The following is a 13,233-nucleotide window of genomic DNA, read 5'->3' as shown; positions in this document are numbered from 1 at the left end:
GGAATAGATTGCTTATTTGCTTTCATCATACACGAGAATAGCCTAAAATGAACATAAACGATATAATCGTAACATCAACAATTTTGCTATAACTTTTTACGAATCGGAGAGACGGCGATGGAAGCGGAAGTGTTCACATGCGGTTATTCGTATCATGCGCAGCGGTTTCATACCCATTATAAAACCGGACTGCCGCTCTACTTGTTCCGGCTGCAGACGGAAGGGGCCAGCGAGGCGGTGATCGACGGCAAAACGCACCGGCTCGGACAAGGGGATCTGCTGCTGCTGAATCCCGGAAGAACCTACGAGCTATTCGTAGACGAATACGAAACGACATCCAAGGGAAGATCGATTTCGAGCGGGGATTACTATTTGATCTGCGGAGGCCGTTGGATGGATCAATGGTGGAAACGCGGAGACAAGCCGACGCTCTCGCGAATCGATCCGGGAGAACAGCTGTTGACGCTGTGGCGGCACTTGATTATTGAAAAGCAGCGCCCGGCGGACAAGCAAACCGGCGAGCTCATCAGCTGCTTGCTGCAGGCCCTTTGCCTGTCGCTGGAGCGCGCGGCGACGGAAAGCGCCCCCTCCTATGGCCGGTCCTTTACGGCGCTTCGGATGAAGCGGTTCGTGGAGGAGCATGCCACTTCGACGTTCAAGGTAGAGGATGCCGCGCGTCAGGCAGGGCTCAGCGTATCCCGGGCGGTTCATCTATTCAAGGAATGCTACGGCAAGACGATGCTCGAATACGCGCTCGAAATCCGGCTGGCCGCCGCTCTGGAACGGATGAAATATACAGCCATGACGCTCGAACAAATTGCCGAAAGCTGCGGGTTCGGGGGATATTCATATTTTCACCGGGTATTCAAGGACAAGTTCGGCATCTCCCCCGGCGCCTACCGAAGCGGCGAACGCCGGGAATAAAAAAAGTCTCTCTAATTTAGTAGAGAGACAAAGCAAGCGAATCTTTTTCGTTAAACGAATGCAAAATGGCCTCGCAACCGATCACTTCGATGCTGATTAACGTTTGGAGACATTTTTTCAGCGTCTGTCTTCCGTTTTCTACCTTTTTATCCAGCGCCAGCTTAAGGAGCTTCAATGTTTTTTTATTCAAGTTGTCGGCGAAAACGGGGACCTGTTTGTTTTGAATGGTTACAAAAACTTTCATCCTCACACCGTCCTACATCATATTTTACTAGTTACTAATAGGATAAATTACGATCATTAAAATAAGCTTAAAATAATATTACAATTTGTCAACAAGTTTCTTAACCCTTTCTTAAAGTCCTGTTCGCACGGTGTTTCCTCCGCTCGTTTCGCAAGCGTTATTTCCCGGAAATCGGCAGGCCAAGTAAAAGGAAGTATGTTTTCCCCGATTTTTCTCATACTAATGCGGGATTGAATGTGTGATGGGATGGAGGGAACGGCATGCGCCGTATCGCATGGATCATTATCTTATCGCTGATGTTGAGCCCGTTTCAAGCCAGCGCCGAGCCCTCGTCGGAAACCGAGGAAGTCCGCAATTTTCTTACGGAATTATACCGGGCTCGATCGGAATTTCTAATCCGGAACGTTCCGATAGATACCTTTTATTTCGAAAAGGTGCCAACCAGCCAACAAGCCTTGTATCTTGAAAAAAAACGGAAGGCTTATTTTCAGGCTTGGGCCAATAAAAGAGACATCATCGTTCATACCGCCGAAGGGACGCTGAAGATCTTTCGTATCAGGCCGACCGATTCGCTGATCAAAGTATCGCTCGTGCACAGGCTGAAAGTCGCTTATTCGTATGCCCCGGGGAGCAAAACGCCGGCCGAGTTCGGGCTCGGAACACGGCACGTTCTTACCTTGAAAAGAGAAAACGGGCAGCTGCGGGTGCTTAAAGAATGGTATCTCGACCCGCTCGACATCGATTCGGACGATGCCTGGCTCCACCAGCCTTCGGTCGTATCGGAGCCGGAAACAGAAAGCCTGAAGTCCGGTACGGTCCCTCAATCCCCGAAAAAGAGGCGATACAACCGCGAGAAAGCCGTGGCGTATGCCAATAAGTACGCCGGGTCGGCATGGGGGGCCGGAAACGATAACCGTTACAATCCGAAATACCGCGATTATACCGGTATCGGCGGCGATTGTACGAACTTCGTTTCCCAAGTCATCGGCGATCCGGCCGAAGGCGGCGGGCTGCCCATGACGCACACGTGGAGATACAGCGGCGGCAACGGGAGCCGGGCATGGGTAAGCACCGACGCTTTAAAGTCGTTCCTCCTTTATTCCGGTTACGGGAAAGTCGTTGGCAACGGCACCTTCGACCAAATCGTGCGCGGCCCTTCGGCGCCCAACATCTGGTCCAAGCTGCAGCCCGGCGATCTGATTGCTTATATGTACAATAACGACGTGGACCATTTTGCCGTCGTCGTGGGTAAGGATGAGCGGGGACTGCCCTTGATCAACTGCCACACGACGGACCGTTACCACGTTCCCTTTGATCTTGGCTGGGAAAATTATACCCACTATGTATTGATTCATATCGCCGATTAGAGAAATCATACGGCCGCCGCCTTGGACATAAGATGAGAGTGGACAACACTTTTCCGTCCGGCCGAGGTGGTGATGCGGATGATTCTGCCCCCGATATTCAAACAGATGGCGCTTCGGACAAGCGCAATGTTAATTGTGAAATTGCTCGGGCTGCTCCTCCGCATTCCGTTATTTCGTTATTTGGGTCCGGAAGGGGTCGGCTTATATCAGATTGCCTACGCGTTTTACGGCCTCGTCTTGACCTTGCTCACCGGCGGTTTGCCTATGGCGCTGACCTTATCCACCGCTAAAAGCGCCGGAAACGGCTGGCGGATTTACCGCAACATGTCCTTGCTCTACATCGGGGTATGTACGCTGCTGTGCGCAGGCTTCTTCCTGTTCACGAACGAAATTGCGGTTCGGCTCGGCAATGGAAAGCTGGAGCTGCCGATTCGCATGTTCTTGCCGGCGCTGTGGCTCGTGCCGCTGCTAAGCCTGCTCCGCGGGTATCTTCAAGGCCTGGAAGCGTTCGGGACTATCGCCGTCTCCGAACTTGTCGAGCAATCGGTCCGGGTCGGGACCATCCTGCTGCTCCTCTCGATCGGCACGAGCCTCAGCATGCCGCAAGCCTTAGGTACGGCTGCGCTGGGCGCATCGACGGGGGCCGGCTGCGCCTTGGCTTTCCTGCTTGTGATGCTGCTTCGCCATTCACAGTCTTCCGCGAGTGCGGTCTCAGGCCAAGTAGAGCCGGATCGCAGTCTCCGCTTGTTCACGCATACGGCGCTCGCCTTGACGGCCACCCGGCTCATCATTCCTTTGTCGGATTTTCTGGAAGCGTCCATCGTTCCGATGCGGCTCCAGGCCTCCGGACTTTCGTCGGGACAAGCACTTGCCATATTCGGCGAAATGACGGGCATGGCGATGACGATCGTCTATATCCCGACCTTGATCACGTTTTCGCTCACCCATACGCTTTCCCCAAAAATCGCCGCCGATTGGCAGACCCGGCGGTTCGACCGCGCCTTCCGGAGAATCGGCAAGGCTCTAAACCTGAGTATATTATGGGGAATCAGCGCGGCGCTCTTCCTGTTTACCTTCGCTGAAGAACTGGCGCGCCTGCTATTCGACCAAGAGAAGCTTGCGACAGCGATTCGCTTGCTTTCGCTCTGCCCGCTGCTTGCGGGATTGCGGGAAGTGACGACGAGCGTTCTGTGGGCCGTCGGCCGGAAAAAAGAGCCGATGCGCGGCATTCTCGTCGGCATTGTCTGCTCCATGATGATGCTTTACGTATTGACCGGGATTCCCGGATGGGGCTATACCGGGATCGCGGCAGGCGTGCTGCTGTTTGAAACGATCCCGGTACTGTGGAATCTTAACGTACTCCGCCGCGATCTGCAGCTATCCTTCTCCGGGAAGACGCTTGTGATGAACGCCGTCGTCCTGCTGCTGCTCACCAGTGTCGTCACGCTTTGGGGAGGCCGACTGCTGCCCGCCGCAGGCTTCTCCGGAATGCCTCTGCAGCTAACGCTCATGCTTCTGACGTTCGCTTGCTCCGCCGGTTACGTTGCACTTGTCGCGCTAACGCGTCAAAAGTAACGAGGCACTGCGCCGGAAACGACGACAGCCTGATCCCTTTCGGTCGTGAAAGGATTCAGGCTGCTTCGATTTAGCGTGCGCCGGATTGGATTTGCTGCTCCGTCTTCCCCTTGGTGTTTGCAGGGGTAAACTTCGGACCGGCAACCGGTTCGGAGGAGGTTTGTGCGCCGGAAGCGCCGCCTGGCGTTCCTCCGCCGGCTTTGGACGCGCTGCTCGCCGGAAGCGGCGGGCCTTGCATCGGAAGGTCGAGCTGCACTTTTTTGACGACCGGCTCGCTGGCTTTGCCGTATTTGTTCTCCGCCTTGATCTCGATCGTATTCTCGCCGATCATCAGGACGACGGGAGCAGATACTTGTCCGCTGCCGACGTGCTGCCCGTTCACGAAAATGTTCGGGTTCGGATCGTAGCCGCCGTCCGTCGCGCTTGCTTTTACGGTAACAACCGGCTGGGCCGTTTTTTCCGGCAGCGTCTCGACCGTGAGCGTGGGCGCTGGGCGAAGAATCGCTCCCATCATCGGCGTCCAGAACGTGGACAACAGAATGATGATAAGCAGCAGCGGAAGCACGAGAATGCCTAGCCGAAAAAGTTTTCTTTTACGCCGCAGTACAAACTGGATGATGCCCGGGTCCTGCTTCAGCTTGATTTCTTTAAACACGGCGGCGAACGCTTCGTTCGGCACGCCAAGCAGCAGCTCCTTGATCGGCTTGTTCTTGAACGCCTTGGAATCGTGCCGGTCAAAATACCGCGTCAGCGCAGCGCGGTAGTGAACGTCAATTCCCGAGCCGCCGGAAAACCGGGAATCTCCCGCGCTCCATAGCATAAATTCGTAGATCGTATCCGTCCCCCGGGTCTGGGCGGCTACGTACTCCAGCATCCGGTCGAAGTCATACCCGGCTTCGTATCCGCCCCCGCCCCGGACTCCCGCATCCGGACGGCTGAAGGCGTAGGCGATTTTGCCGAACGTCTCCGGTCCTATCTTATCGCCGAGCGTCTTCTTCAGCAGCTCCTGCGCCCGTTCCAGATCCAGCGGACCAAGCCGCTCGATGGTTGCTACGACATCGGACGGCTTGCGCCGCTCCAGCGTCAGCACCCGGTACACGGCGGTCAGCAGATCCAGCGTCATGCGTCCGCCGCTGTTCAGGTTGTGCAGAAGCTCCGGCTGCGGCGGGTCCAGCATAAACTCAAGCTGCAGCAGGTCTTCGTAGCTCAGCCCAGTCGGGGTCAGATCTTCCAGCAATTCGAGCTGGATTTCCAGCTTGAGCTGCATGCAGAAGTCTTCGAACTGCGGCTTTCCTTCGCGCTCCGGCAGACGGTCGAAGTAGATGTATGTATTTTTGGCCACTTCCATCCGTCTGGATTTCTCCGCCTTGAGCAGCTGCTTCATTTTTTTCAATACTTCATTGCGGAAAAAGTGCTGCAGCAGCAAATCATCCGCGGACATCAGCCAAAACTTGATTTCTTCCAAAAACTCCTTGACCGATCCGCTCGCCGTGATGCGATAGGCTGCATACTGCTCCGCCGTCTGGGGATGCTGCTCGTGCAACTGCTTCAGAACGGCGAGAAAGACCGCATTCTGGTTCCGCAGCGGATCGATCAGCGGAACCGCCGCGCGGATATCGCCGGAAGCCGCAGACGCCGCCCGCCGGATATAAAGCGCAAAGCTGGCGATCAGCAGCGTCTTCGTCCCCTCGTCGGCAAAAGCGTAATAATCCAGCAGCGGCGTAACGAATTCCGCGGTAGGTACACTGTCCCCATCCATCAATTCCTTGCGGATCAGCTTGCCGAGCAAATCGTTCAGCCGTTTTTTCCGCCCTGCGGTTTCCGCGGTCAAGTACTGAAGAATGCCCTTCACAGTGCCTGCCCGATTCTGCTCGTACAAGCCTTCCTGGCCCTGCTCGATCCGGAACAGCTCGCTCAGCTGGGAATAGGTCGGAACGGCGAGCGCGACGGGATGGCCAACGTCCTGCAGCGCTTCCTCGCAAAAGTCGTAGAACCGCTCCAGACCTGCCTTATCTCCCCGGTGCTCCCAGACGTAGTCCAGAACCGAATGCTCGGTGCCGGACACGTCCACACCATGAATCCGCTCATTCGGCAGATCGAACAAATAATCTTTTTCGAGCTGACGGTCGGGCAGACGAATGCTGCCCTTTTCCACGAACATGACATGGTAATGCTGCTTGCCTTCCGGCTCGCTCTGGTACGTGACGAATCCGAGCTGCCGGCGCATCGCATACGGCAGGCAGCGGTAAACGAGCTCCATCAGCCGTTTCGCTTCCGCGCTCCCGGCCGACACGTCCGCGTCCAGCGCGACGTACACCTTCTTCTTGTTCGTGAGCGACGCCATCACGGCGCAAAGCAGCTGCAGAAAGCGGGTGCGGTCCAGCTTCAGTCTGCCGAGCAGCCGGTCCGGGTTCTCCGGTTTGGCCGCGGTGTCGTAACCCAGCTCGTCCAGCTCCGGAATCGACTTCCCGTCCTGAATATCGTAGCTGCTTCGGAAGTCGCGAATAGCAAACAAACGTTCCGGCTCGCGTACGAAGGCCTCTTGACCTTCCTTGGGCACGACGTAATGATGCGTGAAAAAAGCGCTCCGCTGTCCGGTAAAGTCGGCGCTGACGTAAACGGTGCGCCCGATCACAAGCTCCCCGCTGTCGGTATGGAAGACGCCGAACGCTTCCGGATACCGGCTCTCGTCCGCCTCTCCGCGTGTGAGCAGCTCCTGCGGCGCCTTATACACGCAGTACGGATGAAGCGCCGCTTTAATAAAACCGTTATCGAGCCCGGCGGATTTCGCTACCGTATCGAACCCTTCGTTCGTGCGGAAAATTCCTTCCCGGTCCCGGGTAAAATAGTGCTGCTGAATGTTTCGGTCCCGGCTCACGGCGCATCTCTCCTGTCGATGTAGTCGAGCTGGTGAAGCAGCCAGATGAACGGTTCGTCCACCCGGGTTGGGCTAATGACACCGGTCACCTGCCGGTTTACCGGGTTCGAACCAAGCGCGGATACGGCGAAGTAGGCGGTGTTCTGGAAATACACGTCGACCGCATCCTTGAACGGCCGGTCCACCTTCTCGATAAAGCGGCGGATTTCGCCGTTAATGTTCTCAAACTCGGTCTGGTCCAAATAGCCTTTGTGAATCACGTTGCGGAACACGTTGCTGTTGGACTGAATATATTCGCTGTCTTCCTCTTTCAAATATTGCAGCATATCGCTCTTCGTCAGAACGATGGCCGTCGGAATTTTCGTCTTGCTGCCCTGCTGATGGGCGATGAAGTTTTCGAACAAGCTGATGACAACCTCGCGCGGCTCGTCATAGCGGCTTGCGAACTCGCCTTCTTCCTGGCCGACGTTCAGGCGGATTTTGTCGCGGATCGTGCGGATTTGCAGCGGATCGACGAGAAACAAAATGCCCGAGGAATTTTTAATATGCGACGCATAGATTTCCAAATAATCGCGCTCCACCATGCCCTCGCCCGCAACATCGAAGAACACGAGCGTGAGCGGCGCGCGCTGTTCGTCCTTGAATACGAACTGGAAAATAAACGGCTCCTGCTGCTCGTTCGGGTTCGTCGACTCCAGCATCATGCCGCGGTCGAAGATCGGCTCCAAATAATTTTGCCGGAACTTCCGGCTGATTTCGGCGCTGAGCGGCATGCAAGCCGCGTCGAAATTCGAAGCCGTCGAGGATTGCAGCGTATGGATCAGCGACGTCATATAGACCGATTTGCCGACCTGCGACGCCCCGACGATGGAGATGATGTTGCTCGGCATTTTGCCGGCCGAAATCGGCAGCTCGTTGTGGCAGCTCGGACAGAGCCGCCGCCGCGTCGCCACGCCATAACGGTCGATGACCGCCACCAGCACGTTTTCCGAGTACACGTGGTTCTCTTCCGGGATCGTGTGCGGCTCGATCACCGCCTCCATGTCCTGCTGCGACAGATTGAACTTGCGCCGCCATGCGTTCAGCCGCTCGTCTTCCTGCAGCGTGAATTCGTCGTCGTTCTCCTTCGTATGCACGGCGCGGAACACGACCTCGTCCGGCTCGAATTTATGGAAGCAGTACGGACAAACGATGCTGTAATAAGGCGGACGTTCTTTTTCCACAGGCTTCTTTTCGAAAAATTGCTTAAAAAACCCCAACATGCCCAGGTCCCTCCTTTAGTCCGGAATGAGTTCAAACCGCTCGCCATAGATCGGTCCGTCGGTAAAAAACAACCGGATATAGTCGTTTTTGCCGACCTCGATGGGCGGCAGCTCCGTGCGCCCCGGCGGAAAATCGTTCATGAACGGATAAAAGGTCCCGTCTTCCTTATTTCGCGGGGCCGCTCCTTCTTTTTTCACGTAGCACAGGGCTTCCCGGGGGACCGGAATTTCGCAGAACAGCCGGATCTGCACGGTTTTATATTTACTGAACCAACCGCCGCCGTATTTGATGCCGTAACGGATTTTCGCCCGGCCTCCGCTGACGCGGGTCAGATTGTCTCCGTCCCGCTGCAGCAGCGGGGTCAGCCGTCCTTCCAGCATCACGCAAGGATAGATCCGGTAAAAATACGGCCCCGTAAAGTCGACACGGGCTCGGTAGCCGGCTTTCGCCTTGTATTCCTCGCGAGTAAACAGCTTGAGCCGCTTCGGGTCCAGCCCGTCCGGGGGCAGTTCGCCCCCGTCTTCGAAGCTGTCGATGTAGACGTAATTGATTTCCTTCGGCCAATGCCACGTCAGAAGACATTCGCCTTCCCTGACCTCGGAGGCCGCTTTCGTAATCCGGTACCGCTCGTCAGGTTCGCTCCATTGCATCATCTGCCAGCCTCCCGTCGTTACCGGAACCGTTTGCCGGTCCGGCTGCCGTCTCTTCCGCCATAGCGGCTGCTCTCGCCATCCGAACCGGCATACAGCTCGCGCGGTCTGCCGCGGCGAAGACCAGTGTTCGCGCCGGTGCTTTCATGCACGGCGAACAGCAAGGTGGACAGCGACAGCACGACGGCCAGAATAAGGTCCGCTATAGCGCGCACGGTGCTCGGATGCTCTGAAGGCAGGCCGTATTCCAGCGTCAGGCCTGCGAGCAGACCGGCTATCATGCCGCCGACAACGAAGCTGCGCGCCAGGAAGCGGTTATCGAACACGATGCCAAGCGACAGCCCGAGCAGCGCGCCGATGAACAGAATCAGCACGACCCGCAGCGCCGCATGCCAACCGCTGCCTTGCATCTGTCCCTGCCGTTCGTTCATGAGATGGAAATGATGGTCTTTCAAATAAATGTTGCGGAATGCGTCCGTCACCAGCTCGGCCTGCTTCACCTCTTGGAACGTTCCGCCCGTCGCTTCGGCGATCCGCTGCAGCAGTTGGCTCCCTTCCTCGTTCGGCTGCTTCATCCCGATCGTGTGTATGGCGATATTTTCCAAATTATAAGGCTGTACGACTTGCGCGATATCCACATCGCTGTAGCCGTCCGAGATGAGAATGACGGCTCCTTTGCGGTGCGATTCCTTCTGCATATGGTCGATCGCTTGGGTAAGCGCCTGCGCAATGTCGGTCCCCCCGGTCGGGGCGGGAATCGCGTCGATCTGCGCCAGCACTTGGCTTTTGACGGCTTCGCTGCTGAGCTGCGTCAGCTTCTGCACCCAGGTCACCGTATCGTTGAACGTCAGCACGCCGACCCGTTTGTTGCTGTCCATCTGCCCGATCAGCGACTTGACCGCCTGCAAGCTCTGCTTGTTCGGATCGTTCTGCTTCATGCTCTCGGACGTATCCAAAATGAGCACGTAATCTTGCGGCCGCCCCGATTTCGCAGAATCGAAATACAGCCCGTAGGCCCATTGAAACAGCGCCCCCGCCCCAAACAGAAGAAGAAGCGTGCCGGGAACGAGCAGCTTCCATCCGTCGGAGGCATAGCGGAGACGCCAGTTTCTTCCGTTCAATTGCGGTGACAGGATCTCCGCCAGCAGACAGCACAGCCCGACGATCAGGGCGAACACCCCGAAATATAGCCCCATCAGCACAGTTTCGTGCAGCGTTCCTTCCCACCGGCTGAGCATCATTTCCCCTGCGATAAATCCTAGAAAGCCACCTACGATGCTGAGTCCGGTCAGCAGCGGATTCCATTTCCGACGTTTCATCGGCCTTCCTCACTTTCCACTTCAAACGTCCTCGTCCAAAAGCGAAAACATTTGATGATCTTCCCAAACCCCGTTGATTTTCACGTTTTTGCGCGCCAAGCCTTCCGGGCGGAAGCCCGCCTTCTCCAGAACGCGCAGCGAGCCTGCGTTGCGAGGCATCGCGCCCGCTTCGATCCGGTGCAAGCCGGCCTCTTTAAACGCAAACTCCACGATCAGCCGCACCGCCTCAGACGCGTACCCTTTCCCGTTGTGCCGCTGATCCAGGGAGTAACCCAGCAAACATTTTTGCAGCGGACCGCGCTTCACTTCGAACAACGAGATTTCTCCGATCAGTTCATCCGTCTCCCTCAGGAAAATACCGAAAGGGTACCGTTTGTCCTGGCTCCGCTCGTCTTTTCCAGTGCCGATGTTCGCAAGCTGGGTTTCCAGCGTATAAAAAGATTCGTCGCGAGCGGGGTTATACATTTGAAAAAACTCCCGGTTATTCAGGTGCAAAGCGAGCAGCGCCTCCGCATCCGAAGGTTCGTAAGCACGAATATAAATGCTTGAGTTCTTATCGTTCATGCGTTCCATTCACCCTTCCGCCGCCGGTTCTTCCGGCATCTCGCGTCCGTGAAACTCGTATCCGCTGTGCACATACGTATCGTAATACCGCCTGCCGTTCCGGTAGTACATCAGGTCGGCCAGGCGGAATCCACCCATCAGATTCAGCTTCTCGACGCCGCTCTGCTTCTTCTCATGGATGCAGCCCAGCTTGTAGGTGCGACTGCCATGATCGACGCTGTACGCATACTGGATCAATTCGCTTTGAAAATCCCCGAAAAAATATTTTTCCTCGTACCGGTGCTTGTGCGTATAGTTGTAGACGTCCAGCCGGATCGCCGCCTCGCTCTCGAGCGTCACGTACAGATCGCGGTACAGTTCTTCTTTCGTCAGCACCTCGCGGTTGTCGTAGCTGACCGCCACGTTCGCCCTCGCCAGCAGCTCCTGCTCGAACGGCTGATGGAACAGCGGATGGACGAACCATTCCCGCTTCGCCGCCGCAATCAGCCTGTCGACCAGAGCTTCGTCGCTTTGCGCAAGCAGTGCGGTCACGTTCCCGACCCACCGTTCGTCAAAATAAAACTGCGGCCCCCGGCGGTTTTCCGTTTCGGCGGCGATGACTTCGACGACATGGCCGTAGTATTCGTTAATGTTGCGTCCCAGCTCGTCGTTCGTCTCCGAGATGCTCCGGCGGCTTGCGTCGAGCAGCGCCGCTTCGATGTCGTGGAGCCGCTGGACGTACCGCTTCATCCGGTCATGGATCTCATCCAGCTTCCGCTCGTAGCTTCGAAGCTCGCGGATGGTCAGCTCCAGCAGCAGCAGCTCGTATTTCAAGCCGTAGATTTGCTCGAGCATTCCACGGGCCAACGGTTTTACCTGACTCTTGGGCGAAAGAAATCCGAGCAGCGAGCCTTTGGCATACCGCTGATCTTCCACCCGCTCCTCGTACAACGCTTCGAGGTCCAACTTGCCGTCTTCGAGCTGCCGCTCGGCCTCCTTGCGCCACTCCCGGACCATGGTGACGAGACTGGGCGTCTCTGCTCCGCGTTCCTGCTCCGAGGTCCACAGGTACATGCAGTAGCACCCGTACGACGGATGATCGACCGCCTTGCGCTGCAGCGTTTGACCGAGCCTTCCGGCCCCGTCCCGCGCCTCAAGCGCCGCTTCCATGACCCGTACGGCATTCGTCTCGAAGAAGGTCCGGGCGTTCGCCCCGAACAAAGCCGCCTCCGCCTGCCGCAGAGACATCGACCGCAGCTCGTGGTGTGGCACGTTCTCATAGAGCAAGCCGTACATGGCGTCGACCGGGTTCGCCCGTTCACCCGTCACGGCCCGGACGCTCGCCTCCGCCTTCCTCGGGTCCAGCTCGGCCAGCTCCAGCAGCTCCGTTTGATGAATTACCGCGTTATCCCGCATCCGCTGCAGCATCCCCCGGTACAGGTGATACAGCACCGTCAAGGCGATCGCCTGATTGGGCCGCGTTACCTTGGCGAACCCCGCGGAGGCGTAAATGCCTCCCGCTTCGCCTGGCGGCATCATGTTTTGCTTGAACTGCTGGTGATTGTAAGCACCGTGCCTCGGATCGACCTCGTCAGCGGCTTTGCGGTTCTTGAGCAGGTTCAAATGGCACACGATTTCGTAGCACCGCTGCATGCCGCCGGCCGCAAATAGCCCGCGCTCGTCCTTGTCTCCGACCATATACACCGTGTCGAACAAAGCCGCGTCCCGGTGCTCGACCGGCAGCCGGATGCCGTCGCCCGTCACCTGCAGCTCCGCGGCCAAGCGGAATTCCCGCTGCTGGACCACATCCAGCTCGCGCATAAAGCTGACGCCGAGCGATGCCGCATACGCGAAATCGTCGCCCGGCTGCTGCTCCTGCAGCAGTCCGTAAAGATCTACGACCACGGAGCGGAAGCTCTCGCCGAAGATCGATTTCATCAGCACCGTCAGCTCGGGCACGAGCGCGTTGAGCGGATCGTCGACCCGCGTGACTACGGCGATATTGACCCGCTGCAGCGAGGCGTACAGCCGTCCGAACTCCGAGATGCGGCTGTTCATCTGCCGCAGAAGGACGTTCAGTTCAAGCAGCTTCGCCTCGTTTCGGTAAAACTGCCTATATCCTTCGGCGCGCTGCGTTTTTTTGTCTCCGCCGCCTCCGCCGAGATACCAGCCGTAGACGTTGTCCCGCGCGGCGGCCTCCTGTGTGCCGGCCTCCGTGCCGATATGTAAATAAACGACGCCGGCGCTGTTGTTCCACTTCTTCCGGTTCAGGTCGTACACCTGTTCCAGCGCTTCTGCCGACCGGTCGCCGACGAACAGGAACACGAGGGGATGGTTGATGCTGCGAAGCTCATCCCCGCCCGTTCCCATGCTGTCTGTTTCCGCGGCGTATGCGCTCGCGAATTGCATCAATTTCTCCCGCATGATCCTGACCCTCCAATCGAGAGGAGTTTGAGATTTCGCCGTTTGT

The 13,233-nt window shown here is 57.1% G+C and carries 10 protein-coding genes; 3 read left to right on the top strand and 7 right to left on the bottom strand.

Features of this window, described 5'->3' with window-relative positions; translation table 11 throughout:
• Positions 1-117: 117 nt before the first annotated feature.
• Positions 118-924 carry an AraC family transcriptional regulator gene (locus NI000_RS11385; RefSeq protein ID WP_253410559.1) on the top strand — a complete coding sequence of 269 codons (807 nt, stop codon included), beginning with the start codon at positions 118-120 and terminating at the stop codon, positions 922-924.
• Positions 925-940: 16 nt separating this feature from the next.
• Here NI000_RS11385 and NI000_RS11380 read toward each other — a convergent pair whose 3' ends face one another.
• Positions 941-1,168, bottom strand: coding sequence for a 3-dehydroquinate dehydratase (locus NI000_RS11380; RefSeq protein WP_253410558.1), 228 nt, complete (start codon positions 1,166-1,168; stop codon positions 941-943).
• A gap of 260 nt (positions 1,169-1,428) precedes the next feature.
• Here NI000_RS11380 and NI000_RS11375 point away from each other — a divergent pair, with 260 nt between their 5' ends.
• Positions 1,429-2,535: an amidase domain-containing protein gene (locus NI000_RS11375; RefSeq protein WP_253410556.1), complete on the top strand. Its 1,107-nt coding sequence runs from the start codon at positions 1,429-1,431 to the stop codon at positions 2,533-2,535.
• Between the two features lie 72 nt (positions 2,536-2,607).
• Positions 2,608-4,110, top strand: a complete 1,503-nt coding sequence (locus NI000_RS11370; RefSeq protein ID WP_309247889.1) for an oligosaccharide flippase family protein — start codon at positions 2,608-2,610, stop codon at positions 4,108-4,110.
• Positions 4,111-4,180: 70 nt separating this feature from the next.
• On the opposite strand, the gene NI000_RS11365 is transcribed toward NI000_RS11370, so the two are convergent.
• Genes NI000_RS11365 through NI000_RS11340 form a run of 6 tightly spaced genes read right to left on the bottom strand, consistent with a single transcriptional unit; the run spans position 4,181 to position 13,187 of the window.
• The gene (locus NI000_RS11365) at positions 4,181-6,988 is read right to left on the bottom strand and encodes a GAP1-N2 domain-containing protein (RefSeq protein ID WP_253410552.1); all 2,808 of its coding nucleotides are present in this window, start codon (positions 6,986-6,988) and stop codon (positions 4,181-4,183) included.
• Positions 6,985-8,250 (bottom strand): TRAFAC clade GTPase domain-containing protein, encoded by a 1,266-nt coding sequence (locus tag NI000_RS11360; protein WP_253410550.1) that lies wholly within the window; start codon positions 8,248-8,250, stop codon positions 6,985-6,987. Before NI000_RS11360 ends, NI000_RS11365 begins: the two co-directional genes overlap by 4 nt.
• Before the next feature lie 15 nt (positions 8,251-8,265).
• Positions 8,266-8,901 carry a hypothetical protein gene (locus tag NI000_RS11355; protein WP_446030834.1) on the bottom strand — a complete coding sequence of 212 codons (636 nt, stop codon included), beginning with the start codon at positions 8,899-8,901 and terminating at the stop codon, positions 8,266-8,268.
• Positions 8,902-8,921: 20 nt separating this feature from the next.
• A complete protein-coding gene (locus NI000_RS11350; protein WP_253410546.1) occupies positions 8,922-10,220 on the bottom strand; it encodes a vWA domain-containing protein in 1,299 nt (432 codons plus the stop codon).
• Between the two features lie 21 nt (positions 10,221-10,241).
• A complete protein-coding gene (locus NI000_RS11345) occupies positions 10,242-10,784 on the bottom strand; it encodes a GNAT family N-acetyltransferase (protein WP_309247887.1) in 543 nt (180 codons plus the stop codon).
• A 9-nt stretch (positions 10,785-10,793) separates the two neighbouring features.
• Complete coding sequence (locus NI000_RS11340; protein WP_253410542.1) at positions 10,794-13,187, bottom strand: hypothetical protein; 2,394 nt, start codon at positions 13,185-13,187, stop codon at positions 10,794-10,796.
• Positions 13,188-13,233: the final 46 nt, after the last annotated feature.

Origin of the sequence: Paenibacillus tyrphae, assembly GCF_024158745.1 — a bacterium.
Classification (GTDB): domain Bacteria; phylum Bacillota; class Bacilli; order Paenibacillales; family NBRC-103111; genus Paenibacillus_G; species Paenibacillus_G tyrfis_A.
This window is presented reverse-complemented; position numbering and strand designations above follow the sequence as displayed.

Bases quoted from the DNA above. Each gene is read 5' to 3' on its own strand.
- NI000_RS11360 (WP_253410550.1), bottom strand. From the start codon at position 8,250: ATGTTGGGGTTTTTTAAGCAATTTTTCGAAAAGAAGCCTGTGGAAAAA.
- NI000_RS11380 (WP_253410558.1), bottom strand. From the start codon at position 1,168: ATGAAAGTTTTTGTAACCATTCAAAACAAACAGGTCCCCGTTTTCGCC.
- NI000_RS11385 (WP_253410559.1), top strand. From the start codon at position 118: ATGGAAGCGGAAGTGTTCACATGCGGTTATTCGTATCATGCGCAGCGG.
- NI000_RS11340 (WP_253410542.1), bottom strand. From the start codon at position 13,187: ATGCGGGAGAAATTGATGCAATTCGCGAGCGCATACGCCGCGGAAACA.
- NI000_RS11350 (WP_253410546.1), bottom strand. From the start codon at position 10,220: ATGAAACGTCGGAAATGGAATCCGCTGCTGACCGGACTCAGCATCGTA.
- NI000_RS11370 (WP_309247889.1), top strand. From the start codon at position 2,608: ATGCGGATGATTCTGCCCCCGATATTCAAACAGATGGCGCTTCGGACA.
- NI000_RS11345 (WP_309247887.1), bottom strand. From the start codon at position 10,784: ATGAACGATAAGAACTCAAGCATTTATATTCGTGCTTACGAACCTTCG.
- NI000_RS11375 (WP_253410556.1), top strand. From the start codon at position 1,429: ATGCGCCGTATCGCATGGATCATTATCTTATCGCTGATGTTGAGCCCG.
- NI000_RS11355 (WP_446030834.1), bottom strand. From the start codon at position 8,901: ATGCAATGGAGCGAACCTGACGAGCGGTACCGGATTACGAAAGCGGCC.